24 protein-coding genes, 1 tRNA gene and 1 pseudogene are annotated in these 24946 nt (G+C 72.0%); 10 read left to right on the top strand and 16 right to left on the bottom strand.

Annotation, left to right across the window (positions count from 1 at the left end):
- Positions 1-106: 106 nt before the first annotated feature.
- The 3 genes from cobA to cobC are packed head-to-tail and all read right to left on the bottom strand — an operon-like array spanning position 107 to position 3590.
- A complete protein-coding gene (gene cobA / locus C1A38_RS26025) occupies positions 107-1348 on the bottom strand; it encodes a uroporphyrinogen-III C-methyltransferase (RefSeq protein WP_102660353.1) in 1242 nt (413 codons plus the stop codon).
- Entirely contained in the window at positions 1345-2499 is a 1155-nt protein-coding gene (locus tag C1A38_RS26030; protein ID WP_102660372.1) for a nicotinate-nucleotide--dimethylbenzimidazole phosphoribosyltransferase, read from the bottom strand. The genes cobA and C1A38_RS26030 overlap by 4 nt, the downstream gene beginning before the upstream one ends.
- Positions 2499-3590, bottom strand: a complete 1092-nt coding sequence (cobC, locus tag C1A38_RS26035; protein WP_102660354.1) for an Rv2231c family histidinol phosphate aminotransferase CobC — start codon at positions 3588-3590, stop codon at positions 2499-2501. The genes C1A38_RS26030 and cobC overlap by 1 nt, the downstream gene beginning before the upstream one ends.
- A 121-nt stretch (positions 3591-3711) precedes the next feature.
- Between cobC and C1A38_RS26040 the strand changes: the two genes are divergently transcribed.
- Complete coding sequence (locus tag C1A38_RS26040) at positions 3712-5844, top strand: transglycosylase domain-containing protein (RefSeq protein WP_102660355.1); 2133 nt, start codon at positions 3712-3714, stop codon at positions 5842-5844.
- On the opposite strand, the gene C1A38_RS26045 is transcribed toward C1A38_RS26040, so the two are convergent.
- Positions 5813-7327 carry a cobyrinic acid a,c-diamide synthase CobB gene (locus C1A38_RS26045; RefSeq protein ID WP_102660356.1) on the bottom strand — a complete coding sequence of 505 codons (1515 nt, stop codon included), beginning with the start codon at positions 7325-7327 and terminating at the stop codon, positions 5813-5815. The genes C1A38_RS26040 and C1A38_RS26045 overlap by 32 nt on opposite strands.
- 214 nt (positions 7328-7541) lie before the next feature.
- Here C1A38_RS26045 and C1A38_RS26050 point away from each other — a divergent pair, with 214 nt between their 5' ends.
- Positions 7542-8351, top strand: a complete 810-nt coding sequence (locus C1A38_RS26050; RefSeq protein ID WP_102660357.1) for an SURF1 family cytochrome oxidase biogenesis protein — start codon at positions 7542-7544, stop codon at positions 8349-8351.
- A gap of 86 nt (positions 8352-8437) precedes the next feature.
- Here C1A38_RS26050 and C1A38_RS26055 read toward each other — a convergent pair whose 3' ends face one another.
- From C1A38_RS26055 to C1A38_RS26070, 4 genes and pseudogenes are all read right to left on the bottom strand, one after another.
- Positions 8438-10054, bottom strand: a complete 1617-nt coding sequence (locus C1A38_RS26055) for an ATP-dependent DNA ligase (protein WP_102660358.1) — start codon at positions 10052-10054, stop codon at positions 8438-8440.
- 103 nt (positions 10055-10157) lie between these two features.
- Positions 10158-10364 (bottom strand): hypothetical protein, encoded by a 207-nt coding sequence (locus tag C1A38_RS26060; RefSeq protein WP_043721739.1) that lies wholly within the window; start codon positions 10362-10364, stop codon positions 10158-10160.
- Positions 10365-10434: 70 nt separating this feature from the next.
- Complete coding sequence (locus C1A38_RS26065) at positions 10435-11781, bottom strand: dipeptidase (RefSeq protein WP_199180337.1); 1347 nt, start codon at positions 11779-11781, stop codon at positions 10435-10437.
- Positions 11780-12586: pseudogene (locus tag C1A38_RS26070) on the bottom strand (uridine kinase family protein); the annotation flags it as partial. The gene C1A38_RS26065 and the pseudogene C1A38_RS26070, both read right to left, overlap by 2 nt.
- Before the next feature lie 6 nt (positions 12587-12592).
- Here C1A38_RS26070 and C1A38_RS26075 point away from each other — a divergent pair.
- Positions 12593-12994, top strand: a complete 402-nt coding sequence (locus tag C1A38_RS26075; protein ID WP_102660360.1) for a rhodanese-like domain-containing protein — start codon at positions 12593-12595, stop codon at positions 12992-12994.
- Positions 12995-13023: 29 nt separating this feature from the next.
- Here the strand turns inward: C1A38_RS26075 and C1A38_RS26080 are convergent, their stop codons facing one another.
- From C1A38_RS26080 to C1A38_RS26095, 4 genes are all read right to left on the bottom strand, one after another.
- Positions 13024-13647, bottom strand: a complete 624-nt coding sequence (locus tag C1A38_RS26080; protein WP_102660361.1) for a hypothetical protein — start codon at positions 13645-13647, stop codon at positions 13024-13026.
- 33 nt (positions 13648-13680) lie between these two features.
- Complete coding sequence (locus tag C1A38_RS26085) at positions 13681-15222, bottom strand: cobyric acid synthase (protein WP_102660362.1); 1542 nt, start codon at positions 15220-15222, stop codon at positions 13681-13683.
- Positions 15219-16448: a cobalamin biosynthesis protein gene (locus C1A38_RS26090; RefSeq protein WP_502696956.1), complete on the bottom strand. Its 1230-nt coding sequence runs from the start codon at positions 16446-16448 to the stop codon at positions 15219-15221. Before C1A38_RS26090 ends, C1A38_RS26085 begins: the two co-directional genes overlap by 4 nt.
- Positions 16449-16595: 147 nt before the next feature.
- Positions 16596-17468 (bottom strand): single-stranded DNA-binding protein, encoded by an 873-nt coding sequence (locus C1A38_RS26095; RefSeq protein WP_102660364.1) that lies wholly within the window; start codon positions 17466-17468, stop codon positions 16596-16598.
- 322 nt (positions 17469-17790) lie between these two features.
- Between C1A38_RS26095 and C1A38_RS26100 the strand changes: the two genes are divergently transcribed.
- From C1A38_RS26100 to C1A38_RS26110, 3 genes are all read left to right on the top strand, one after another.
- The gene (locus C1A38_RS26100; protein ID WP_102660365.1) at positions 17791-18210 is read left to right on the top strand and encodes an HPF/RaiA family ribosome-associated protein; all 420 of its coding nucleotides are present in this window, start codon (positions 17791-17793) and stop codon (positions 18208-18210) included.
- Between the two features lie 165 nt (positions 18211-18375).
- Complete coding sequence (locus C1A38_RS26105) at positions 18376-19419, top strand: alpha/beta hydrolase (protein WP_199180335.1); 1044 nt, start codon at positions 18376-18378, stop codon at positions 19417-19419.
- Between the two features lie 122 nt (positions 19420-19541).
- Positions 19542-19614: transfer RNA gene (locus C1A38_RS26110), tRNA-Arg, on the top strand.
- Positions 19615-19831: 217 nt separating this feature from the next.
- On the opposite strand, the gene C1A38_RS26115 is transcribed toward C1A38_RS26110, so the two are convergent.
- Positions 19832-20413 (bottom strand): hypothetical protein, encoded by a 582-nt coding sequence (locus C1A38_RS26115; RefSeq protein WP_146017634.1) that lies wholly within the window; start codon positions 20411-20413, stop codon positions 19832-19834.
- A 58-nt stretch (positions 20414-20471) separates the two neighbouring features.
- Here C1A38_RS26115 and C1A38_RS26120 point away from each other — a divergent pair, with 58 nt between their 5' ends.
- Positions 20472-20831 carry an immunity 51 family protein gene (locus C1A38_RS26120; RefSeq protein WP_102660367.1) on the top strand — a complete coding sequence of 120 codons (360 nt, stop codon included), beginning with the start codon at positions 20472-20474 and terminating at the stop codon, positions 20829-20831.
- Between the two features lie 359 nt (positions 20832-21190).
- Positions 21191-21361 carry a hypothetical protein gene (locus tag C1A38_RS31225; protein WP_158244942.1) on the top strand — a complete coding sequence of 57 codons (171 nt, stop codon included), beginning with the start codon at positions 21191-21193 and terminating at the stop codon, positions 21359-21361.
- 165 nt (positions 21362-21526) lie between these two features.
- On the opposite strand, the gene C1A38_RS26130 is transcribed toward C1A38_RS31225, so the two are convergent.
- Positions 21527-22240, bottom strand: coding sequence for a DUF899 domain-containing protein (locus C1A38_RS26130; protein ID WP_102660368.1), 714 nt, complete (start codon positions 22238-22240; stop codon positions 21527-21529).
- A 243-nt stretch (positions 22241-22483) separates the two neighbouring features.
- Here C1A38_RS26130 and C1A38_RS26135 point away from each other — a divergent pair, with 243 nt between their 5' ends.
- Both C1A38_RS26135 and C1A38_RS26140 read left to right on the top strand, forming a co-directional pair.
- Positions 22484-22873, top strand: a complete 390-nt coding sequence (locus C1A38_RS26135; protein WP_102660369.1) for a YciI family protein — start codon at positions 22484-22486, stop codon at positions 22871-22873.
- Between the two features lie 2 nt (positions 22874-22875).
- Positions 22876-24099 (top strand): RNA polymerase sigma factor, encoded by a 1224-nt coding sequence (locus tag C1A38_RS26140; RefSeq protein ID WP_102660370.1) that lies wholly within the window; start codon positions 22876-22878, stop codon positions 24097-24099.
- A gap of 27 nt (positions 24100-24126) precedes the next feature.
- Here C1A38_RS26140 and C1A38_RS26145 read toward each other — a convergent pair whose 3' ends face one another.
- The gene (locus C1A38_RS26145; RefSeq protein ID WP_158244943.1) at positions 24127-24510 is read right to left on the bottom strand and encodes a YciI family protein; all 384 of its coding nucleotides are present in this window, start codon (positions 24508-24510) and stop codon (positions 24127-24129) included.
- Positions 24511-24743: 233 nt separating this feature from the next.
- The coding region (locus C1A38_RS26150) for a cellulose binding domain-containing protein (RefSeq protein WP_199180336.1) at positions 24744-24946 on the bottom strand (203 nt) is incomplete at its 5' end.

A 24946-nucleotide genomic window follows, 5' to 3' on the forward strand; every position in this document is an offset into this window, starting at 1 on the left:
TGGGGCGACCGTGCCCGGCGTAGGGATCAAGCCTGACCGCCCGAAGCCGGGCACGGTCGCCCCAGCCCCCACCGCAACCACCCCCACAGAGCCAGACCGGGCACGATCAAAGGCTGGGAAGAACCCCGACCACATCCCCCACCACCACAACCGCCGGCGGACGTACCCCCGCAGCCGCCACATCCTCGGCCACCTCAGCGAGCGTGGAGCGGAGGATCCGCTGCGCCCCGGTGGTGGCCTCCTGGACCACAGCCGCAGGAGTGTCCGCCGGGCGACCGTGCCGCAGCAGGGTGGCGGTGATCGCCGGCAGGTTCTTCAGCCCCATCAGGATCACCAGTGTGCCGCGCAGCGCGGCGAGCGCGTCCCAGCGCACCAGCGAGGCCGCCGAGTCGGGTGCGACGTGGCCGGAGACCACGGTGAACTCGTGCGCCACCGCTCGATGGGTGACCGGGATACCGGCCGCCGCCGGGGCGGCGATGGAGCTGGTGACGCCGGGCACCACGGTCACCGGTACGCCGGCTGCCGCGCAGGCCAGCAACTCTTCACCGCCGCGTCCGAAGACGTACGGGTCACCGCCCTTGAGGCGCACCACGAAGGCACCGGCCTGCGCCCGGTCGACCAGGATCCGGTTGATCTCTTCCTGGGTGCGGGACGGGCCGTACGGGATCTTCGAGGCGTCCACCAGTTCCACGCCGGTACGCAGTTCGTCGAGGAGCAGGCCGGGCACCAGCCGGTCGGCGACCACCACGTCGGCCTCGGTGAGCAGCCGCCAACCACGGACCGTGATGAGTTCCGGGTCGCCCGGTCCGGCACCTACCAGTGCGACTCGGCCGGGTGAGCCGGTCGGAGTGTTAATAGGGGCCCCCTGCTCTACCGCAGGCGTTAACAGGGTGCCCTTCCTTTCACGCAGGAGGGTGCGGATGGCGTCGCGGACGGTCATCGCGCGGCGGGGGTCGCCGCCGCCGAGGACGGCCACGGTGACCGGGCCGTGCCGGGTCACTGCCGGGGTCCAGGCGGTCGCCGCCTCGCGATCGTCGGCGCGTACGCAGAAGATGCGGCGCTGTTCCGCGGCGGCGCTGACGGTGGCCGCGGCGGCCGGGTCGTCGATCGCAACGTGGACGAGCCAGGCGTCGTCCAGGTCGTCAGGGGCGAACCGGCGCGGTATCCAGCGCAGTCGGCCCGCGTCGGCGTGGGCCTGCAGTGCCGGGCTGATCTCCGGGGCCACCAGCAGCACGTCCGCGCCCGCGTCGAGCAGCGCGGGTACCCGCCGGGTGGCCACTGCTCCCCCGCCCACCACGACGACCCGTCGGCCGGCCAGCCGGAGTCCGAGAGGGTACGGACTCGTCACTTCTCCGCCACCCCGGCGGAGTCGAAGGTGGCCACCTCGTGCAGCACCCGGACCGCGCCGGTGACCACGGGCAGGGCGAGCAGCGCGCCGGTGCCCTCGCCGAGCCGCAGGCCCAGGTCGATAAGCGGGGTGAGGCCGAGTTGCCGCAGTGCGACGGTGGCGCCGGGCTCGGCGGAGCGGTGACCGGCGATCATCGCGCCGACCGCGTCGGGGGCGAAGGCCGCGGCGGCCAGCGCGGCGGAGACCGCGATCACCCCGTCCAGCAGCACCGGTACGCGACGCGCGGCGGCGCCGAGGAGCAGCCCGGTCAGCGCGGCGTGTTCCAGTCCGCCCACGGCGGCCAGCACTCCGAGCGGGTCTGTCGGGTCGGGTGTGTGGCGCAGCAGCGCCGCCCGGACTACTTCGATCTTGTGCTGGTAGGTCGGGTCGTCCACGCCGGTGCCCCGGCCGGTCGCCTCGGCGGCGTCGACTCCGGTGAACGCGGCGATCAGCGCGGCGGCCGGGGTGGTGTTGGCGATCCCCATATCGCCGGTGACCAGCAGGGCCGCCCCGCCGTCGATCAGTTCCCCGGCGATGCGGATGCCGACCTCGACGGCGGACCTCGCCTCGTCACGGGTGAGCGCGGCGGTGACGGTCATGTCCCGGCTGCCCCGCCGGACGTTGGCGTCGACCAGCCGCGGCACGTCGACGCGGCCGTGGTCGACCCCACCCGGCACGTCGACGCGGCCGGGGCTGACGCCGCCCGGTGCAGCGACGCGAGCGTCGCCCGTCGGCGGGTGATCGTCGGGGGTGGGCAGGGGGGTGGCCACGCCGACGTCGACCACGGTCACCGTGGCACCGGCCTGCCGGGCGAACGCGTTGACCACCGCGCCGCCGGCCAGGAAGTTGCCGACCATCTGGACGGTGACCTCCTGCGGCCAGGGGGTCACCCGCTGGGCGTGTACGCCGTGGTCACCGGCGAAGATGGCCACGGCCGCCGGGCTCGGCAGCGGTGGCGGGCAGGTGCCGGCCAGGCCGGCGAGGCGTACGGACAGCTCCTCCAGGAGGCCGAGCGAGCCGGCGGGCTTGGTCAGCCGGGTCTGCAACTGCCGCGCCGTGCTCATCGCCGCCTCGTCGAGCCGGCCGATCGCCGCGATCGTGGTCTCCAGCATCATGCCTCCAGAATCTCCGCCAACACCTTGATGAACGCGTCGGTGCAGGCCCGGTCCCGCACCGCGATCCGCAGCCAGTCCGGGCCGAGGCCGGGGAAGGTGTCGCCGCGGCGTACCGCCCAACCATGCTCGCGTAGCGCGGCGCGGATCCGGTCCGCGCCCGGCCGGTGGATCAGGACGAACGCGCTGGCCGGACGCCCGACGACGCGTACCCCGGGCAGGGCCGACAGGCCGGCGACCAGGTGGTCGCGGTCGGCGGCGAGTTGCGCGGCGATGGCGCGCTCGGCCTGCACCGCGGTGGGGCCGGCGCAGGCGGTCGCGGCGGCCAGGGCCGGCGTGGAGACCGCCCAGAGTGGCTGTACGGCCGCCAGCCGGCGCAGCAGCGCCGCCTCGCCGAGCAGGTAGCCGATCCGCAGTCCGGCCAGCCCCCAGGTCTTGGTGAGGCTGCGGACGACCACCAGTCCGGGCAGGTCCCGACGGGCCGCCAGGGATTCGGGCTCACCTGGCTGGCCGGGAGCGGCGGTGGTGTCGGCGAACGCCTCGTCGACCACGAGCACGCGCCCTGGCCGGGCCAGGGTGGCCAGGTCGGCGGCGGGATGCAGCACCGAGGTGGGGTTGGTCGGGTTGCCGATCATGACCAGGTCGGCGTCGGCGGGGACCCGCTCCGGGTGCAGGCGGAAGTCGTCCGCCGGGTCGAGCAGCACCCGCTGCACGTGGTGCCCGGCCGCCCGCAGCGCGGCCTCCGGCTCGGTGAACTGCGGGTGGACCACCACCGGCCGGCGGATGCCGCGCAGCGCCTGGGCGAGCAGTACGAACCCTTCGGCGGCCCCGGCGGTCAGCAGCACCTCGGCCGGTGGCCGACCGTGTCGGGCGGCAACGGCGGCTCGCGCGGATTCCGGGTCCGGGTACGCGGCCAGGTCGGCGAGTGACGCCGTGATCGGTTCGGCCAGCCAGTCCGGCATCGGTGCACGCCGTACGTTGACGGCGAGGTCGACCAGCCCCGCGCCCACCTCCGCGTCACCGTGATGGGTGAGATCCGGCTCGGCGGTCGGCGGGTGCGACCGGGTCGCCGGGGTCAGCGGTGCGTGCATGTCCGCGATCCTGCCGGGAACGCGGCACGGGTGACAGCAGCGCGGGGGGTGGGCCGCATCACCACCGATCACTTCATGAGTATTTCTCATGGATGATTCGGAAATGTCATAACTTAAGGGTGTGAGCAACCGACCCCTTGCTGCCGCTGGTCGTTTCGTTCCTCTCCTCCGTGCCGGGCTGATCGCCGGCATCATCGTCGCCGCCGTGGCGTACCCCGTGGTCGCCCTGACCGGCGTCGGCGCCAAGGCCACCGCGCACGCCGTGGAGAGCAAGACCCGACTGCTGGCCACCGCCCTGCCCGCCGAGACCTCCTACCTCTACGCGCCCGACGGCAAGACCATGCTGACCATGTTCTTCGAGGAGTACCGGCAGTACACCAAGCTGTCGGACATCTCTCCGCACATGCAGCAGGCGATCGTGTCGGCCGAGGACAACCGCTTCTACCGGCACCACGGCGTCGACCCGAAGGGCGTCGCCCGGGCCTTCGTGGCCAACGCCAAATCCAGCGGCGTCTCCCAGGGCGCCTCGACCCTGACGATGCAGTACGTGCGGATGGCGCTGCGGGACAGCGCGAGCACCCCGAAGGAGGTGCAGGAGGCCACCGCGCAGACCCCGGTCCGCAAGGTCAAGGAGATGCGGATGGCGGTCGACCTGGAGAAGGAGATGAGCAAGGAGGACATCCTCGAGCGCTACCTCAACTCGGCGTACTTCGGGCACCGGGCGTACGGCATCTACGCCGCCAGCGAGATCTTCTTCTCCAAGACCCCGAAGGAACTCACGCCCGTCGAGGCGGCCACCCTTGCCGGCCTGGTGAAGTCGCCCTCGCAGTACGACCCGGCCAGCTCGGACCAGAAGGAGGCCACCGCACGACGCAACTACGTGCTGGACAACATGGCCCGGCTCGGCTACCTGTCGCCCGACTCGGTCGCGGCGGCGAAGACCGAGCCGATCCGGCTGCGGCTGACCTATCCGCCGAACGACTGCGCCTCCGTGCCGGAGAGCTGGAACAGCTGGGGCTTCCTCTGCGACTACCTGAAGAACTGGTGGAGTGCGCAGCCGGCCTTCGGCGACAACCGGCTGGAACGGCTGGACAAGCTGCGGCGCGGCGGCTACCGGATCGTGCTCAGCATGGACCCGAAGATCCAGGCGGCGGCCGAGGACAACGTCGGCACCAAGGGCAACACCGGCAGCCCGTTCGCCAACGGCATCGTGGTCGCCGAGCCGGGCACCGGGCGGATCAAGGCGATGGCGGTGAACCGCACCTACTCGCTTCAGGTCAACGAGAACCCGCTCAGCTCCAACCCGGAGGCGGGGCCGAACGTGCGGGCCAACTACCCGAACACGGTGGCACCCCTGATGGGCGGCGGCGACCTGCCCGGCTACCAGGCCGGATCGACGTTCAAGATGTTCCCCATGCTTGCCGCGTTGGACGCCGGCATGACCCTGAACACCACCTTCAACGCACCACACTCGTACCGGTCGGAGATCTACGACGGGTGGCAGCCGTCGAACGCCAGCGGCGCGATGAGCGGCATGCAGACCATGTGGTCCGGTTTCGGCAAGTCGGTGAACACCTACTTCGTCTGGCTGGAGGAACAGGTCGGCGCGGAGCGGGCGGTCCGGCTCGCCGAGCAGTTGGGGCTGCGCTGGCGTACCGACGTGGACCGGGACCACGCCTCGCCGTCGAAGGCCAACAAGTGGGGTGCGTTCACGCTTGGCGTCTCCGACGCCACCCCGCTGGAGATGGCCAACGCGTACGCCGCCGTCGCCGCCGACGGGCGGTACTGCGAGGCGATGCCGGTGTCCGCGATCTACAACCGGGACGGCACCCCGGCGACCTTCAAGACCCCCGGCGGCATCGAAAGGGAGATCGCCAAGCCCCGCTGCCGCCAGGTGGTCAGCGCGGACGCCGCCCGGGCCGCCACCGATGCCGCCCGCTGCCCGACCGGTGACACCCCGGCCAAGGGTGGCTGCGGCGGCTGGTCGACCGCGGACAGCGTACGAGGCACGGTGGGTCGCCCGGTGGCCGGCAAGACCGGTACCACGGACAGCACCCGGTCGGCCTGGTTCGTCGGTTACACCCCGGAACTGGCGGCGGCGAGCTTCATCTCCGACCCCGACAATCCGTTCAACGCGGTGGGCGACGGCCAGTCGCAGATCCCGATCGCGGCGGTCGCGAACACGCTCCGCGACGCACTCAAGGGCAAACCGGTGCGGGACTTCATTCCACCGTCGGACCGGATAGTCGGCTGACCACCGGCCCGGCGTCCGTCTCGGACGCCGGGCCGTCCGAGCCGCTCGGGGCGCCGGGTGACCCGCTCCCGGCGGACGGGCCGAGCACAACGGCCGGCGCAGCGTTCGGGGCGGCGTCGGGGTCGGCGGCCGCGGCGGCCACCAACCGGGTCGCCAGGTGCGGATACGCGGCCCAGTGCGGCACCAGCTGAGAGGCGTGCACGCCACGCCAGACGAACCCCTCCGGGGCACCACCTGCCCAACTCCAGGCCGGACGTTGGCCACCTCGCGGGGAGAGCACCCCCTGGTGCTCCTTGTGCCCGACGACCACCTCACCGCGAACCGCGATCACACTGTCGCTCTGGGCGGTCGCCTCCCGGTAACCGACCACCAGTCCGTCGCGGAGGCTGCCGATGGCGTCGAGCACGCCACACATGGGCAGGCCGTCCACCTCCCGGGCCAGCCAGAGCAGACCGGCCCCCTCGGCCACCACCGGGCGGCCGGTACGAGCCAGCTCGGCGACCGCGATGCAGAGCCGCCGGTTGGCGGAGAGCTGCTCGACGTACGACTCGGGCAGGGCACCCCCGACCACAAGCGCCCGGGTACCGGCCGGCAGCGCCTCGTCGGTGAACGGGTTCACCGTCACCACGTCCGCCCCCGCCGCCCGCAGCAACTCGACGGTCTCGACGTGGCTGAAGGTGCCAGCGGGTCCGCCGGCCACCGCGATGACCGGGCGTGGCCGATCCGGGGCCGCCGCGTCGCCGGCCGCCGCCGGCTGCGGTGACCAGGCCGGCATGCCCAGCGCCGGGGCGGAGCGGGCCAGGCCGAGCAGTCGTTCCAGGTCGACGGTGGCGGCCACCGCCTCGCCGAGCCGCCGGACCGCCCGGGTGGCCTCGCCGGCACCGGTGACCACCGGCACCACTGCGTGCCGTCGGGACGGCAGCACCGGTGGGAGGTCCTGCCGGCGCAGCGCGCCGTAGACAGGTACGCCGATGTCGTCGAGCGCCTCGCGCAGCAACGCCTCGTGCCGCGAGGAGGCGACCCGGTTGAGGATCACCCCACCGATCCACAGCTGCTCGTCGTACGCCCGGAACCCGTGCACCAGCGCCGCCACCGACTGCCCCATCGCGGCGACGTCGACCACCAGCACGACCGGGCTGCGCAGCGCGGTGGCCACCGCGGCAGTGGATTCGGTGTCGCCCCGGCCACTGAGACTGTCGTAGAGGCCCATGCTGCCCTGCACGACCGCGAGGTCGGCGTCGGCGGCACCGTGCAGCAGCAACGGGGCGAGCCGTTCGGAGCCGACCAGCCGCGCGTCCAGACTGCGCCCGGGACGGCCGCAGGCCAGGCCGAGGTACGCCGCGTCGACCTGATCCGGGCCGATCTTGAAGCCGGCCGCGTCGAGCCCCTGTTCGGCGAACGCGGCGAGCAGGCCGATCGCCACTGCGTTCTTGCCGTGCCCGGACGAGGGGGCGCTGAGCACCAGACGCGGCACGACGGTCATCATCGACTCCTCGCGAACGGACGAGCGTGCCGAGGGGCCGGCGCGCTCCGCCCGCGTGACGATAGCCGAACCGGACTACTGGCACGCACCGGCCGGTACCCCTCCCATTCCGGCGTCCCGGCCGGCCCACGCCCCGCCCACCGCCCGGGTACGCTGCGCCACCACAGCCGGCGGCGCGGCACGGGGGCGACGACCCACCGGGTAGCCTCGTGGCGTGTACCGGTTCCTGCTGACGCCGCGCTGGCTGGGCATCCTCGCGCTGACTCTGGTCGCTGCCACGGTGATGGTGCTGCTGGGCAACTGGCAGCTGGACCGTTACCAGGGGCGTACCGCGATCAACGAACGGATCGACGCCGGCCTGCGGATGGCGGCGGTGCCGCTGCGCGAGGCGCTCGCCGCGCCGACCGGCGGTCCCGGCACGATCGGACCACCACCGGCCGAGGAGCGGACCTTCACCCGGGTCACCCTGACCGGCCGGTACGACACCGACAACACCGTGTTCGTCCGGGGTCGTACGGTCGACACCAAGGTCGGCTTCGAGGTACTCACCCCGCTGGTGCTTACCGACGGCACGGCCGTACTTGTGGACCGGGGTTGGATTCCGCCGGCCCCGGGTGGCGCGCTGGCCCAGCCGGAGATGCCGGCCACCCCGGCAGGCGAAGTGACAGTCGAGGGCCGGGTACGCGCGAGCGAAAGCGGCGACGCCAAGGTGTCCCGCCGCGACGGCCAACTGGAAAGCCGTCGGATCTCGCTGCCCCAGCTCGCCCCTCAACTGCCGTACCCGCTGCACGGGGGGTACGTGCTGCTCGACGAGCAGACGCCGGCCGCCGATCCGGTGTTCAAGGCGGTGCCGGTGGGGCACGCCAACAACTGGCAGAACCTCGGCTACGTCGTACAGTGGTGGATCTTCGGGGCGATGACCGTGTTCGGCTTCGGCTGGATCGCCCGCCGGGAGGCCCGCCGCCTGGCCGGGGTGACCGACGACCGGCCCCGCGACCGCGCCGCCGACCCCTCCCCCGCCTGACCCCCGCCGCTCCTCCCCGCCTGACCGCCGCTGACCCGACGGCCCGGCCGCTGAGCCGACGGCCCGCTTGGGGCGACGGCCCGCCGCTACGGTGACGGCGCGGCCGGTGGGCGGCCGGCGTGGATGGCACGGACGGTGTCGATCGTGTCGGCCTCGGCGGCGGACTTGTCCTCGCGGTACCGCACGACCCGCGCGAAGCGCAGCGCCACCCCGCCGGGATAGCGCGAACTGGTCTGCACGCCGTCGAAGGCGATCTCCACCACCTGCTCGGGGCGGACCCGCACCACCCAGTCGCCCCGCTCCACCGCCAGGCCAAGGAAGCGTTCGGTCTGCCAGCGCAGCAGCTCGTCGGTGAGCCCCTTGAAGGTCTTGCCCAACATCACGAACTCGCCGGTGCGCGGATCACGCGCCCCCAGGTGCAGGTTGGACAGCCAGCCGGTGCGCCGGCCGCTGCCCCACTCGACGGCGAGCACGACCAGGTCCAGGGTGTGCCGAGGCTTGACCTTGATCCACGCTGCGCCGCGCCGGCCCGCTTCGTACGGCGCGTCGGGTGCCTTGACCACGACACCTTCCTGGCCGGCGTCGAGCGCGGCGGCGAACGCCTCGCCGGCCCGCTGCGGCTCGTCCACCTCCATCCGCCCCACCAGCAACCCGGCGTCGACCGTGCCGCGCAGCACCGCCCACCGCTCGCGGCCCGGCGCGTCGATCAGATCCGTGCCGTCCAGATGCAGCAGGTCGAAGAAGTACGGCGTGAGCACCGTCGTGCCGGTGCTCGCGGCGGCGGCCCGCACCGCCGGGGCGACCGGCGCGGCAGCGGTCGGTCCGTCCGTGGACCGGGCACCGGCTGATCCGCCGCGCCGGGCGGCGGCGCTGGAGGTCTGCTGGAAAGGCAGGGGTCGGCCCGTCTCGTCCAGGCCGATGGCCTCGCCGTCGAGGACCAGCTCCCGCGCCGGCAGGGCCCGCACCGCGGCGACCACCTCGGGCACCCGGGCGGTGATGTCGTCCAGGCTGCGGGTGAACACGGCGATGTCCGACCCGCTGCGGTGCACCTGGATGCGGATGCCGTCGAGCTTGACGTCGACCACGGCGGGGGTGCCCGTGGCGGCCAACGCCTCGTCGACCGAGGAGGCGCTCTGGGCCAGCATCGGCGCGAGTGGCCGCCCGACCCGCAGCCCGAACCCGGCCAGGGCGGCAGCGCCACCGGCGAGCGCGGCCACCGCCACCTCACGCAGGTCACCGGCGAGCAGCAACGCCCGGCGTACGGCGGCGACCGGCACCCCGGCGGCGCGGGCGATCGCGTCGGCGAGCAGCCCCGCCTGAGCGCCGTGGCGCAGCTCGCCGAGGAACAACCCGGTGAGCAGCCGCTGCTCGTCGGCGGTCGCCGCCGCGTAGAGGCTGTGCACCAGGGCACGGCGACGGGCCTGTGATCCGCTGCCGTGCACCGCGGCGATCGCGTCGATGGCCGCGTCGACCGCACCGACGGTCAGGGTCGGCTCCGCCGCCGGTGGCGGCAGGTCACGCAAGCCGGCCCAACCGACGCCGGTCTGCCGCTGGCGCAGCTCACCGGCGAGCCAGCCGGCTCCTGCGGCGATCTCGACCGGATCGAGCCGGCGCAACGCCTCGGCGAGCAGCTCGACCTTCGCCCGCCGGCCGCTGGTCGCGCCGACGGCTGCGGAGGTGGCAGCCAGGTCGAGGAATCGCACGCCCCAATCCTGCCAGCCACCTCCGACAACGCACGCCGTTCACCGCACCGCCGCCATTCGCGAGCGCCGCCGTTGGCCGGGCGTCGACTCGGGAGCGTCGGCCTCAGGCCGGGACCGGTTCCTCCACGCGCAGGCCGCGGGCGCGGACCCCCTCGGCGATGCGGGACAGCGACGCGTCCAGGGCGACCAGGGCGGCGGAAAGCTCCGCGAGCTGTTCCTTGAGCGTGTCCTCGGGCCACGCGGAGACGTCGATGTCTCCCAGAGCGCTGACGGCGGCCCCCAGGCGGGCCATCTCCTCGTTCGTACGCATGTTCGAGAGGCTACAACAGCCCCGCGTCCGACACACCGGAAACGGCCACCATTCGTGCGAAGTTACGGGTTCAGCCGCGACCCACCTCGGCCACCTTGGCCAGCAGCAACGCCTCGGCCAGGCAGACCCGGGCGAACTCGCCCAGGTGCAGGCTCTCGTTCGGCCCGTGCGCCCGGGCGTGCGGATCCTCCACACCGGTCACCAGGATCGCCGCCTGCGGGAACATCTCCCGCAGAGTGGCGATGAACGGGATCGAGCCGCCGAGGCCGATGTCCACCGCGTCGGTGCCGTCCCAGGCCGCCCGGAAGGCCGACCGGGCGGCGTCGAACATCGGGCCGGACGAGTCGATGACACACGGCGCCCCGTCGTGCTCGAAGCTCACCTCGACCTGCGCGCCCCAGGGGGCGTGCCGGTGCAGGTGTTCACGCAGCGCCGCGTACGCCTTGGTCGGGTCGTCGCCCGGCGCCAGCCGTACGCTCAGCTTGGCCTTGGCGGTCGGCACCAACGCGTTGGGCGCCTCGCCGGTGGCCGGGGCGTCGATGCCGAGGACGGCGAGCGCCGGCTTGGTCCAGATCCGGTCGGTGATCCGGCCGGTACCGATCAACTGCACCCCCTCCAGCACGCCCGCCTCGGCACGGAACCGCTCCTCGGGGTAGTCGACGGTGGCGCCTACGCCCTGGGTCAACCCGTCGACCGCGACGTCGCCGGCGTCGTCGTGCAGGGTGGCCAGCAGCCGGACCAGGGTGGTCAGGGCGTCCGGCACCGGCCCGCCGAACATGCCACTGTGCACGGCCTGCTCCAGGGTGCGTACCTCGACGAAGAGGTTGACCAGGCCGCGCAGCGAGGTGGTCAGCCCCGGCACGCCGATGTCCCAGTTCGTCGAGTCGGCGACCACGATCACGTCCGAGGCGATCATGTCGCGGTGCGCGGCGAGCAACCGCTCAAGCGACTCGGAGCCGTACTCCTCCTCGCCCTCGATGAACAGCACCACCCCGACCGGAAGCCGATCGCCGAAGGCGCGCAGCGCGGCGATGTGCGCCATGATGCCGGCCTTGTCGTCGGCGGCACCCCGCCCGTACAGCCGGCCGTCCCGCTCGACCGGCTCGAACGGGTCGGACTGCCACAGCGCCCGGTCGCCGACCGGCTGCACGTCGTGGTGGGCGTAGAGCATGACCGTCGGCGCGCCGGCTGGCGCGGCCCTGCGCCCGATCACTGCGGGCTGCCCACCGGCCCGCACGATCTCCACGTCGAGTCCGCAGCCGCGCAACAGTTCGGCCACCGCTTCGGCGGAGCGTTCCACGTGCGTGTGGTCGAAGCCTTCGAAGGCGATGCCGGGGATCCGAACCAGGCGCTCCAGGTCGGCCCGTACACCAGGCAGTTCCCGCTGCACAGCGGCCCGCAGCTCGGCCTCCGTCATGATCGGTGTGGTCATGACCGGCATCGTATTCCGGCCTTACCCGACCCCGACGGCCACATCGCCGCATCCGGTGCCGCTCGACCTGAACCGCAGCTCAGTCCACCGCCATTCGCAGGTAGTAGCGGTCGGCGTCGTGCGGCAGCGTGGGTGCGCCGTCGACGACCAGGTCGGCCCGGGCCTGCGTACCGTCGGTGCGGAAGTGCTCCTGCTCGCCGAGGTGCCACCGGCGCAGCTCGGGCAGGATTGACGGACCGTCACGGGTCACCGCCCTGGTCAGCCGCAGCGGCTGCGGCGCGGTGACGAAGACCGCCAGGCTCAGGTCGGCCGCCGCCTCGGCACGGGCCGCGCTGACCCCCTCCACGATCAGCACCGGCGCTGCCGGCACCGGCACCGGGTTGGGCAGGAACGCCCGCCGCACCCAGCTGTACCGCTGGTAGGCGCCAGCCTGGCCGGCACGCACCGGTGCCAGCACCGACGACTCCAGGCGACGCCAGAAGGTGAGCTGGTCGTCCCATCCATCGAGCAGATCGTCGGTGTGCACCACCGGCGGACGACCCACGTCGGTGGCGGCGAAGGCGTCGGCCAGCCGCGCCGCGAAGGCCGTCTTGCCCGCACCGCTGGGACCGTCGACCGCCACCAACCGGGTACGCCCCAACCGCGAGGGCCGCCGCAGCACCCGGCGCGCCAGTTCGGCGTACGCCGCAAAGACCGCAACCACGGGCACGGACGTTACCGTTCGTGTTGTCCCACACCGCTTCCGGCCGTGAACCGGCAGGCCAGAAGGCACGATCGGGTCGTGTCCCATTCCGTGATGAGTCCCGGCGTCGAGGCGTTGCTGGAGCAGGCCCGCGCGGGCATGACCCGGTTGACCCCGCAGGAAACGGTGCAGGCCGCCGCCCGCGGCGCGCTCGTGATCGACACCCGTACCGACATGCAGCGACGGGAGCAGGGTGACCTGCCCGGCGTCCTGGTGATCGATCGGACGGTGTTGGAGTGGCGGCTCGATCCGGCAAGCGACTGGCGCATCCCCGAAGCCACCGGCTACGACATCGAGGTCGTCGTGGTGTGCCGCCAGGGCTACAGCTCCAGCCTCGCCGCCGCCAGCCTGCGCGCCCTCGGCCTGCACCGGGCGACCGACATGATCGGCGGCGTGGACGCCTGGCGCGCCGCGGGCCTCCCCTTCTCCGATCGGCCGGCGGACGTACGCCTCTGACCGGTCCGGCCGTGCGTTGGACGGACCGTTCAGGCCTTCATCAGCGTCAACGTCTCCTCCGCGTACCCGACCATCAGCGCCTCCATCTCGGCATCTCCGGGCGCCTCAGGTCCGGCCGTGAAGAGTTCGAGCATGACGTACGCGTCACCGCGCGCCACGTGCACTTTCGCCCGCCGGCCCGCCATCGGTCCGTCGACCTCGGGGACCTCTCCCTTCTCGACCGGCATGAGCCAGATCCAGGCACCGTCACCGAGTAGCGGCAGTTCATGCCAGGTGCCGAGGATCTGCCGGGTCGGTTGCGAGGGGATGGCTTCCTGGGCGTCCTGCGGGGAATCGGCGATCATCATGAAGACGGTGAGGTCGTGCAGCACGGTCGGATCCTGCTGCATGACCCCGAGCGCGCACTTACGCGCCTGATTGTCCGGCTGCCGCGGCCAGTCCCGAGTGGCCGTGGTGCCGCCGTACAGATCGATCAACGGCTGCGGGTCGAGTGCCGCGCACAGCTCGTCCACCAGTTGATAGGTCGCCGCGGGCGACTGCGGGGCGGCCAGTTCCGACGAGGTGCCGGCGCCGGCGCAACCGGCAAGCAGGGTGCCGAACAGCGCGGGCAGCAGCGCAACGGCACGCCGTGGCCAACGGCTGGGAAACGTCACGCCAAGATCTTGTCACGGCTGCCGGCGCCCCCGTCAGACCGGCAAGGCTCCGGGCGGGACGAACGGAAGGTCGTTCGGCGGGCCGGACTCGATCAGCCGCCACAGGGCGGTTGTGTCGAGATGCTCCTCGACCAGGTCCCCCAGCAGGTCGAGGGTGCATTCCCGGGCACCGGCAAACGAGGTGTCCGGGGCGACCCGGAAGCCGGTACGCCCGGCGAGGCGCGACACCCGGGTGAGGAACCAGCGACGGAACTCGTCGGACTCGAAGGCACCGTGCCAGTGGGTGCCGTGCACCACCCCGTGGACCGCACCCTCCCCTGCCCCGTCGAGGTAGCGCAGCAACGGGGTCAGCGTCGGCTCGGCGGCCGAGACGTACCCGTGGTGGATCTCGTATCCGCGTACCGGCAGGTCGTCGGCGCAGGTGCCGGCCACCGCCCGAACCGTCTTGCGCGGGTCGAAGGTGATCTCGATGGGGAGCAGGTCGAGGCCGGGCACGGTGCCGCGTCGGCTCTCCACCGGGTCGTGGATGGCCCGGGCGAGCATCTGGAAACCGCCGCAGATGCCCAGCAGCGGGCGGCCCGCCGCGACGTGCGCGGTGACCACGTCGGCGAGGCCGGTCTCCCGCAGCCAGGCCAGGTCCGCCACTGTCGATTTGGAGCCGGGCAGCACGATCAGGTCGGCGGCGGCCAACTCGGCCGGCTCGACGGTCAGCCGCACTCGTACCCCGGGCTCGGTCGCGAGCGCCTCGACGTCGGTGGCGTTGGAGACCCGGGGCAGCCGCACCACGGCGACGTCGAGCCACTCGGTGCCGTGCGGGGCGGCGGGTCGGCCGAGCACCCGGCCGTAGGCGAGCGAATCCTCGGCGTCCAACCACAGGTCCACCGCCCAGGGCAGGACCCCGTACGTCGGACGTCCGGTGAGCTGGCCCAGCATCGCCAGCCCCGGTTCGAGCAGCCCACGGTCACCGCGGAACTTGTTGACCACGAAACCGGCGATCAACGCCTGGTCGGCGGGGTCGAGCAGGGCCAGGGTGCCGAACATGGCGGCGAACACTCCGCCCCGGTCGATGTCGCCGACCACGATCGTCGGCAGCCCGGCCTGCCGGGCCAGGCCCATGTTGACGTAGTCGCCGTCGCGCAGGTTGATCTCCGCGGGACTGCCGGCCCCCTCACAGACCACCACGTCGTACGCCGAGCGCAGCTCGCTCAGCGCGGCGTAGGCGGTCTCGGCCAGCCGGGGACGCAGCGACGCGAACGTGTCGGCGGTCATCGTGTCGACCGCCTCACCCAACAGCACCACCTGGCTGGACAGATCGCTACCCGGCTTGAGCAGCACCGGGTTGAACCGCAGATCCGGGGCGAGCCCGCAGGCCGCCGCCTGCATCGCCTGCGCCCGCCCGATCTCACCGCCCCGGCCGTCCGGACCGACGACGACTGCCGAGTTGTTCGACATGTTCTGTGCCTTGAACGGTGCGACCTTGACGCCCTGGCGGTGCAGCCACCGGCAGATGCCGGCGGTCAGCACGCTCTTGCCGGCATCCGAGGTCGTCCCGGCGACCAGCAGACCCCCGGTCATCGCTCGCGCCCGGCCGCGACAGCACCCGACCCGACCGCGCCCGTTCCCGCCGCCCCGGAGCGGTCACGCGTCAATCGTGCGGCGATCGACCGGGCGGGTGTCGACCGGGCGGGTGTCGACCGGGCGGGTGTCGACCGGGCGGGTGTCGACCGGGTGGCGATGAGGGCACCAGTCCCGATGGTCCGGCGGGCGACTGCTGCGGTCATGCGGCCGACGGTCAACGGGTAGACGGCGGCGAGCCCGAGTGCCGCCAGCCCGACCGCACCGGAGATCCGGGCAGCCCGGGACAGGTGGCGTGCCTCGGGACGTGGCCCGTCACCGAGGAACGGACGCGCCTCGGAGCGGCCGAAGTAGACATTGCGTCCGCCCAGCCGTACGCCAAGCGCCCCGGCCATCGCCGCCTCGCACTGCCCGGCGTTGGGGCTCGGGTGGTCGGCGCGGTCCCGCCGCCACACCCGCCAGGCCTGCTCCCGGTCGCCGTGCCCGACCGGAGCGAGGGCGACGGTCAGCAGGCCGGTCAACCGTGCCGGCACCAGGTTGAGCAGGTCGTCCAGGCGGGCGGCCGGCGTACCGAACCGGCCATAGCGGGCGTTACGGTGCCCGACCATCGCGTCCAGGGTGTTCGCCGCCCGGTAGCCGAGCAGCCCCGGCAGCCCGGCCACCGCGCCCCAGACCAGCGGGGCCACCACGGCATCCGAGGTGTTCTCCGCGACGGACTCGACGGTGGCCCGCGCCAGCTCCGGCTCGTCAAGCGTCGACGGGTCGCGCCCGCAGAGGTTGCCGAGCCGGTGCCGGGCGGCCGGCACGTCACCGGAGCGCAGTTCGCGACCCATCGCCTTCGCCTCATGGCGCAGGCTGCGACCGCCGAGCACCGCCCATGTGCCGGCGGCGACAAGCGTCGCGCGGGCCACCGGCCAGCGTCGGGTGGCGAACGCGGCCGCCGCCCCGACGAGCACCGGCGCGCCCACGGCGAGCGCGGTGAAGGCAGCGCCGGCCAGCCGGTCGGGCCGGTAGAGGCGGCGTTCCAGGGCGGCGGCGGCCCGGCCGAAGCCAGCGACCGGATGCCCGCGTCGAGGGTCGCCGAGCAGCGCGTCGAGCGCATATCCGGCGACAAGTCCTACCGCGTTCGCCACCGCACCCGCGTGCTGCACCACACCACCTCCGGCCGGCAGCCTAGCCGAGCCCGGCACGTCGACCGGCTCGATCCAGCGCGGCCCTGCCGGCATCCCAGCAGGGTCCGCGAGGACCAGCCGGCCGCCGCCCCCGGACAGCCCGAGGACCGACCGGCAGCCGCCCCCGGGCAGCCCGAGAACCAGCCTGCCGCCGCCCCGGGCAGCCCGAGGACCGACCGGCCGCCGGCACCGGGCAGTCGGTCACACCGGCTGCGGCTGCCGCCCACGGCCGCGTCGTCCGCGTCCGGTCACCTCGGCGCCCGCCCCCGATTCCTCCGGACGCCCCAGCGACTCGACCGCAGCTTCGCCACCCTCGAACCGGCCCGCCGCCGACCCGGCAGCGGCCGACCCACCCGCGTCCGATCCGCCCGCGTCCGATCCGCCCGCGTTCGACCCGTCAGAGTTCGACCCGGCGGCCTCGGCGTCGAGCGGGGCCAACTCGTCGGAGGTCTCCGCCGGCTCCCCGCCGTCGAACGGGTCGGACGGGAAGGGCTCGTCCCCGCCCACCTGCCGGTACGCCCCGCTGCCGGGCCGCGTGCCCGGGCCGGCGGCGTACTCGTCGGAACCCAGGTCGGGCAGCTCGAACTCGTCGTCGAGCCCGCCGAGGTCGGGTCGGGCCGGTGCCTCGGAGTCCGGCACCGGCTCGGTCGGTTCGCCGTGCACCCGCTGCTCGGCCTCGTTGTCGGAGACGGCACTTGTGCTCAGGCTCGGCCGGTTACGCAGGAAGCGGCCGCGCCCTCGGGACAGGTCGTGACCGACGGCGACCGCCTCCAACTCGTACAGGGTGCGGTGGTTGCCCGCCTCGTCGGTCCAGTCGCGGGTGTAGAGCCGCCCGCAGACGACCACCGGGTCGCCGACCATCACCGAGGCGGCCACCCCTTCGGCGAGCTTGCGCCAGCAGTTCACCCGTACGCGCAGGCTGTTGCCGTCCACCCACCGGCCGCGGTCCCGGTCGAGGCGGCGGGCGGTGGAGGCGACCTTGAAGTTGGCCACCAGGGTGTTGCTCTGGGTCGTACGACGCCACTCCGGCGCGGTCAGCACGTTGCCGACGATCGTGACATAGGTGTCGAACATCGCCCCTCCAGCGGGGGTCGGGGGCTCACTGTGAGCCGACTCGCCACCGAGCCTGCGCCGACGCCCGTCCTCGGGCAGCCCCGCGCGACCGATCTGTGGACAGAGCAGGCGCCTGTGGAAAAGTGCCTGATCAAGGTCCCGGTGTGGTAGGCCAGTCGGCCCTGTCACCCGCCCGCCCGACGGGGCAATGATCGAGGCACAACAACGTTCCGGATGACTTCCGGCGGGGTAGTGATCTCCCCGACCGCGATGTCGACGAAAGGTCAGCGATCATGAGGACGACCGTCAGCCGTTCCGCCCATGTCCCTGGTGAGGTGCGGCGATGAGCACCAACCCGGCTACTGTGGCGAAGTGCCTCCGGCTCAACGCCGGCTTCTCGCAGGCCGACCGGAACTGGATCGTCGAGCAGTTCGCCACCCTCGACGCCCGCCTGGCCACCTTTGACGCCGACGCGACCGACCTCGAACTTTCGATCAAGGACCGGGAAGCCAAGGGCCAGCGGGTCACCCTGGAGTGCCGGATCGCGGGCTGGGAGAAGATCGTCACCACCTCGTCCGAGCAGGATCTGCGCGCCGCGCTCAACGACGTCCGGGACGACCTGCGCCGCAAGATCAACGACGCGAAGACCCGGCAGGAGCCGCGCAACAACAAGCACCTGCGGGTCGCCCCGCCGCCCGGCCAGGACACGCCGGCCGAGGCCGAGGAACTGGCCGGCACCGGCGCGACGACCGACGACGGGTGAACGTGCCGCCGGCCGGGTCCGGCCGGCGACGCGACCAGACCATGAGAGGTGATCGGCTTGCCGACCGGCCGCGAGGCCCACGGCGACTGAGCCGAGGTGAGCCCCGTCCGTCAGGGCGCGGGCGGGGCTACCACCCGGTAGGGCGGTCGGCGTACCGTCGGCATCGTGGAACCGGATCTGTTGGGCCCGCCGTACGAGCGGCACACGATCGACCTGGGCAGCGACGACGAGGGACCGGTGGTCGCGACCCTGGTCCGCCGCCGGGCCGAGCGCCCGAGCCGACGGGCCGTGCTGTACGTGCACGGCTTCGTCGACTACTTCTTCCAGACCCACGTGGCGGACTTCTTCGCCGCCCGAGGCTGGGACTTCTACGCCCTCGACCTGCGCAAGTACGGCCGCAGCCTGCTACCGCACCAGACCCCCAACTTCTGCTGCGACCTCGGCGACTACTTCCCCGAACTGGACGCCGCCGCCGAGATCATCCGCACCGAGGACGGGCACGACACCGTACTGGCCATGGGCCACTCCACCGGCGGCCTGATCGTCTCGCTCTGGGCACACGACCGCCGCGACGCCGGCCTGGTCGACGGCATCGTCCTCAACAGCCCCTTCTTCGACCTCAACGCCCCCTGGCTGGTGCGTCGACCCCTCGCGGCCGCCGTCGCGCGCCTGGGCCGCCGGGCGCCGCAGCGCGTCCTCCCGTTCAGCCTGGGCACCGTGTACGGCGAGAGCCTCCACGCCGACCATCGCGGCGAATGGACGTACAACCTGGCCTGGAAGCCGCTCGCCGGGTTCCCCGTGCGGGCCGGCTGGATCGACGCCATCCGCACCGGCCAACGCCGCCTGCGGGCCGGACTCGACATCCAGGTGCCGGTGCTGCTCGCCTGCTCGACCCGCTCGTTCCGCAGCACCAAGTGGCACGAGTCGGCCACCCTCGCCGACGCCGTACTCGACGTCGAACACATGGTCCGCTGGGCACCCCGCCTCGGCCCGCACATCACCCTGGCCCGCTTCGACGGCGGCCTGCACGACCTGACGCTCTCCGGCCCCGCCGTACGCGAAAAGGTGTTCGCCGAGGTCGGACGCTGGGCCGACGCCTTCCTCGGTGCCGGACCGACGCCGACCGACCCGCCCGCGCCCGACCCGCTCCCCCCAGCGCCCGGCGACCGCAAGGCGGACGACCCCGAGCAGGCCGACGCGACCGCCTGAACACCGCCGGCAGCCACGAGTAACCGGGTGCACGCCGCCACGACGCGTGCAACGCTGACCCGGCCACCCATTCCGCCGCGCGACGACAGGGCGGCGGTACCCTTCTCGCGCGATACCACGGCGCGCCCGTAGCTCAGCGGATAGAGCAGGGGACTTCTAATCCCAAGGCCGCAGGTTCGAATCCTGCCGGGCGCACCCTCACCACCGCAGGTCAACAGCTTGGTAGGCCCAGTAGGTCGCAGACCTCAACATGAGGTCACGGCCCACCCGTCCATCGCCGAGGCCGAGACGACTCTGACCGGCGAGCAGGTCGAAGCTGTACGGGGTTGCTGGACGAAGACGGCATCTTGGTGGCGGCGACCCTGGGTACGGAGGGCGGCCCGTACACCGAGATCCGCTTTGTCGTTTGCCGCTACGAAACTATGCCCGCCCTGGCTGTGTGCAGCTCACACATGCTCTGAGCATCACGTTCCCAGGCGCTTCCCACGAGAGCGACGGGGTGGGTGACCTCTCTGACTTGCCTGTCATCGGTCTCCACCGAGAGCCGTAGCGACAACGGCTCCGGCTGGATTGCGACCGAGCACTCGAACCGCAGCTCGACCAGGAGCTGACCTGTGCCGCCAGGGGGTAACAGCCGGGGTTGTCCTGTGCTGCGTACCGTGAAGCCCGGCCTCTCTGCCTGAACCTCCCGAACCGTGATCGGCGCGGGACCAGCGTTGATCAACAACAACTGCCCAGACAGTTGGACCGATCCCTGGGCGGCCGAGCCTCCGAAGTTGGCCGACTGAGGTAAGGCCACGAGCGCGACCACTGCGTTCCGCTCCCGCAGATCACGCGAGTCGCGCAGCTCGCTGACACCGAAACCGCCAAGCACAACCCCGACCGCCAACGCAGAGACGAGGTGCAGGGTCATCTTCCAGCCGGCCATCGGCCGGTCAGAGGTGCCGGTTCCCGACTCGGCCGGGTGGTGATTCTGCCCGCCCAAGTCGATCACAGCGTGCTCCACGACATAGGCGTCAGCCTAGGGTCTGCCCACACCTAGCATCAGGTGGATGCTTGACGCCCCGGCCACCTTCGCTCCCTTCGTGCTGCTGGAGTACCCCCACGCTCCTGGCACCTACTGCCTCATGCTCACTGACGGGCAGATGGAAGAGGTTGCGGAGAGGTTCGAGGAGGCGGGAGCCGAAGGCAACGGTCACGGCTGGGAAGCTCTGGCAGAGTCAGTCGTACAGAGGCGGGCGCCGGACCTCGTTGACGATCTCAGCTTCACATCCGAGTCGGGGCCGTTTGCCGTGAACAGCACCAACCTGGATGCGCTGCGTCGCCTCGCGTCGATCTTGTACCCTGCCTACCACGACGAGGCACTGCTCAGAGCTCTGCTTCGTGATGCGGGGCCAGGCCTATTGGCGTAGCTCAGCTTTTGGTTCGTGGCTGGACAGCCGTGGTGGGCGGCTCGGCGTAGGGCCGAGCCGCTCACTGGCTGCCGGCGGTGAGGTGCTGGACCCACTCCGACCAGTACCTGACGACCGTGTGCCAGGCCGGCTGCCGCCCGCGTCTGCGACCTCAGATGTTCGGCAGTCCGCGCTCGGCGAAGCGCCGGATCGGCTGGCCCGGGTTGTGCTGGAACACTGCGATGCCGAACGGCGGGGGCGGGGGCGGCGGGGTGCGCCGAGTCGGTCCAGTACTTGAACTTCTCCACGATCCAGGCCAACTGCCCGACCGGCGAGTTCGTCAACCCGTACCTCAACGTCTGCGGCCAGGTCGACTGGATGTGCATGTAGCCGGCCTGCTCGGTGGCGAAGCGCCCGAGCCGGCTCAGCCGGCCATCGCCGACGTAATCGACGGCGGCAAGACCATCTCCTGGCCGCTCGACGAGGAGCCACCGGCGGAGATCGCCGTCCTCGCCGGCCGGTTCTGCTCGATCAGGAGGTCGCCGCGGTGAAGGCCGAGCGCCGCGATGGGCTGATCGACAAGCAGCGGCCGGGTCGACCCCCGTCGATCACTCGCCCGATTTTGTAGGCGAGTTTCTGACGCAGGACACTAGCTGCGCCGCGAGCCGAAGACCGACTGGCGCGACCGGGATGAGCACGTCTGCCAAGTTGGCGGATCAGCTCGGGTACCGGTCATGGAAGCGGATCGCCACGCTGCCGGGCCCCTCCGTCTGCCGGCCCAGCGGCGTGAGGTCCAGGTAGTTGAAGGTGTTGTGCAGGATGTCGTTCTCCCACCCATAGGACGAGTAGGTGTGGTAGACGTCTTCGCCGTCGCGCAGGAAGACGCTCACTGCGCCCTGCTCGCCCTCGGTGAAGAAGTCCATTCCCTCGGCAATCAGGGTGGCCTTGTCCTTGTAGTTGTATTCGACCGGGGCGACCGCCTCATCGAGGGTGACGTGGAAGTCGTAGTTGAAGTCCGAGTCGAACGACGAGTACCACGGCAGCGGCCAACCCATGCGCTCGCGGTGCCGCAGCAGCTTGGCCAAGGGTGCCCGGGACACGATGGCGAAGGTCGTGTCGCGTGCGTGCAGATGGGCGGGGTGGCCGACGTTGTCCATCAGCAAGGAGCAGAAGCGGCAGCCTTCTTCCCAGGCCGGGTCGAACATCATGTGGTAGACGATCAACTGGCGTCGACCTTCGAACATGTCGGCCAGGCTCACGGTGCCCTGCGGCCCCTCGAAGAAATACTTCTTGTCCACGCGGACCATGGGAAGTCGCTGCCGCTCCGCGGTGGCGGCGCGCCGCGCCTCGTTCGCCGCGGCCTCGGTGGCCAGCAGCGTCTTGCGGGCGACCAGCCATTCCTGCCGGTCGACGACTGTAGGCAGACTCATACGGCCTTCCCTTCCATCCGAATCTCCGTCTCACAAGTGAGTCGGTGTCGGAGGCTGGATTTCGACGTGGCCAGCAGCGTCCATCGAGCCGCGTGGCATCGTTGTCCGCGCCGGGCGATGCTCTAGCCTGGCTCAGTTGCGGCCCGCCTGAGTGCGAGCTGCCGGGGATGTCGACATCGGCCGCTTCGCTTCGACTTACCTTACGAGAGACGCCGCGCGGGCGCCGGACACCGAGGGTGAACCATGAAGTATGTCGTCCTGATTCACAGCAACCCGACCAAGTGGGCGCACCCGATGTTCCTCCACCAGAGTGATCAGGTGGAGCCCGAGGCGCAGGCGACCCTGCTCAAGGAGTTCGGCGAGCTGCTGACGGAGATCGAGCAGTCGGGTGAGCTGATCGAGTCGGCCGCGCTCGACGCCCCGTCCACGAGCAAGGCGCTGCGCGTACGCGACGAGCAGCTGACCGTGACCGATGGCCCGTTCGCCGATGCCAAGGAGCATCTGGCCGGGTTCTTCCTGATCGACGTCGCGAGCGAGGAGCGGGCGATCGAGATCGCGTCCCGGCTGCCCGACTCGCGCTACGGCACGGTGGAGCTGCGGCCGCTTGCGGATCTGTCGGGTACGGAGAGTTAGGCGTGCAGGATCTGCTGCGCGGTCTCGTGCCGCAGGTCCTCAGCGTTCTCGTCCGGCGTCACGGCGACTTCGAGGCCTGCGAGGACGCGGTGCAGGAAGCGCTGCTCGCGGCCGTGGTGCAATGGCCGGAGCAGGGCATGCCCGATTTCCCGTTGGCGTGGCTGATCACGGTGGCCAGTCGGCGGCTGACCGACCTGCGCCGCAGTGAGGCCGCCCGCCATAGGCGGGAGGTCAACTCGGCCGCGTTGACACCTCGCGACGAGTTCGTCGCCGCCGGTCCGGGCGACGACCTGCCGCACGGCGACGACACGCTCGTCCTGCTGTTGCTGTGCTGCCATCCGGCGCTGTCGCGGCCTGCACAGATGGCGCTGACGCTGCGGGCAGTCGGCGGCCTCACGACGGCCCAGATCGCCAACGCGTTCATGGTGCCGGATGCGACCATGAGCCAGCGGATCAGCCGCGCCAAGCGGCAGATAAAGGCGGCCGGCGCGACGTTCCAGATGCCGTCCGGCGCGGATCTGCACGAGCGGCTTCAGGTGGTCCGTCACGTGCTCTACCTCATCTTCAACGAGGGCTACACGGCCACCTCCGGGCCCGATCTGCGACGCCCCGATCTGACCCGCGAGGCGATCCGGCTCACCCGGGAGATCCACCGGCTGCTTCCCGACGACGGCGAGGTCGCCGGGCTGCTCGCGCTCATGCTGCTGACCGACGCGCGCAGCCCGGCGCGCACCGGACCGGACGGGGCCCTGATCGCGCTCGCCGACCAGGACCGGTCCAAGTGGAATCAGGACCAGATTGCCGAGGGCGTAGGCCTGGTGACGCGGACGTTGAGCAGCGCGCCCATCGGGCCCTACCAGTTGCAGGCGGCGATCGCGGCGCTGCACGACGAGGCCGAGCGCGCCGAGGACACCGACTGGCCGCAGATCCTCGTCCTCTACGACCTGCTCGAGCAGGTCTGGCCCAATCCGGTGGTACGGCTCAACAAGGCGGTCGCGGCGACCATGGCACGCGGCCCGCGCAGTGGCCTGGAACTGCTGGCCACGTTGGACTCCGACGAGCGCATCGCGGGCAGTCATCGACTGCTGGCGGTACGCGCGCATCTGTTGGAACTGGCGGGCGACTGCCGGGCGGCGCTTGCGGCGTACAAAGCGGCGGCGCGACGCGCGACGAACCTGCCGGAGCGCCGTTACCTTGAGGCACGCGCCACCCGGCTACACGGTTGAGACCCGGCTGCAACGCAACGCAACGGATCACATTTCCATGCCAGACAATCCCATCACCGGTCGCATCTCGACCCGACCCTCGCCGGCCGCAGGTATTCGAGCGGCCACCTCGACGGCGCGCTGCGGACTGTCGACGTCCACGACCAGGAAGCCCGCCAGGTGGCTGCGGGCCGGCCCCATAGTGTCGTCGGTCGCCAACAGAGCGTCGCCGCTACAGCGTAGCGGCGTGCGGGCCACCGGGTCTGCCAGGGCGGACGCAGCGATGAGTTCGCCCGACTCCGTGATCTCCCGCAGCAGCCGGTCGAAGGCCGCGGCCCGGGCATCGCACAGGTCGACGCCGGTGCCGCTCGGCAGGAACATCGGATGTACCCAGCTGTCGGGGTCACTGTGGATCAGCAGGACGTACCTCACGCCACTCCTCCGCCCAGGCACTGTTGCGACGTTCTCTCAAGAAGGTCGGATCAGCGGCCCCCGGTTCGACATCACGGCGGCAGCAGCGCCGGACTGCGCTCCACCTTCACGCCTGCGGAAGTCTGGCAGCGCCCGTCGGCACGCAACGCGGGCCGCACGGCGGTCGCCCGGCCCGCACGAAGGCAGCCCAGCCCGCACCGCAGATGCGGTAACGGGCTGGGCCGGTACGCCGGTCAGCCGATCTGACAGGTCGTGCCGTTGAGGCGGAACTCGCTCGGACGGTTGTTGGTGCCGGAGTAGGTGGCCTGGAAGCCGAAGCTCGCCGTGCCGTTGGTGGGCAGTGCGGCGTTCCACGCGGCGTTGCGCGCGGTCACGGTCTGCCCCGACTGGGTGACCTGGGCGTTCCAGCCGCCGGTCACCTGCTGATTACCGCCGA

Source organism: Verrucosispora sp. ts21 (assembly GCF_002879555.1).
GTDB lineage: Bacteria > Actinomycetota > Actinomycetes > Mycobacteriales > Micromonosporaceae > Micromonospora > Micromonospora gifhornensis.

What these genes read in the sequence shown, in the direction of transcription:
- C1A38_RS26030 (WP_102660372.1), bottom strand. Translation starts at nt 2,499, where the DNA reads ATGCTGGAGACCACGATCGCGGCGATCGGCCGGCTCGACGAGGCGGCG.
- cobC (WP_102660354.1), bottom strand. Translation starts at nt 3,590, where the DNA reads ATGCACGCACCGCTGACCCCGGCGACCCGGTCGCACCCGCCGACCGCC.
- C1A38_RS26045 (WP_102660356.1), bottom strand. Translation starts at nt 7,327, where the DNA reads ATGACCGTCGTGCCGCGTCTGGTGCTCAGCGCCCCCTCGTCCGGGCAC.
- C1A38_RS26060 (WP_043721739.1), bottom strand. Translation starts at nt 10,364, where the DNA reads ATGCGTACGAACGAGGAGATGGCCCGCCTGGGGGCCGCCGTCAGCGCT.
- C1A38_RS26065 (WP_199180337.1), bottom strand. Translation starts at nt 11,781, where the DNA reads ATGACGGAGGCCGAGCTGCGGGCCGCTGTGCAGCGGGAACTGCCTGGT.
- C1A38_RS26075 (WP_102660360.1), top strand. Translation starts at nt 12,593, where the DNA reads ATGAGTCCCGGCGTCGAGGCGTTGCTGGAGCAGGCCCGCGCGGGCATG.
- C1A38_RS26085 (WP_102660362.1), bottom strand. Translation starts at nt 15,222, where the DNA reads ATGACCGGGGGTCTGCTGGTCGCCGGGACGACCTCGGATGCCGGCAAG.
- C1A38_RS26090 (WP_502696956.1), bottom strand. Translation starts at nt 16,448, where the DNA reads ATGCCGGCAGGGCCGCGCTGGATCGAGCCGGTCGACGTGCCGGGCTCG.
- C1A38_RS26095 (WP_102660364.1), bottom strand. Translation starts at nt 17,468, where the DNA reads ATGTTCGACACCTATGTCACGATCGTCGGCAACGTGCTGACCGCGCCG.
- C1A38_RS26100 (WP_102660365.1), top strand. Translation starts at nt 17,791, where the DNA reads ATGAGCACCAACCCGGCTACTGTGGCGAAGTGCCTCCGGCTCAACGCC.
- C1A38_RS26120 (WP_102660367.1), top strand. Translation starts at nt 20,472, where the DNA reads ATGCTTGACGCCCCGGCCACCTTCGCTCCCTTCGTGCTGCTGGAGTAC.
- C1A38_RS26130 (WP_102660368.1), bottom strand. Translation starts at nt 22,240, where the DNA reads ATGAGTCTGCCTACAGTCGTCGACCGGCAGGAATGGCTGGTCGCCCGC.
- C1A38_RS26135 (WP_102660369.1), top strand. Translation starts at nt 22,484, where the DNA reads ATGAAGTATGTCGTCCTGATTCACAGCAACCCGACCAAGTGGGCGCAC.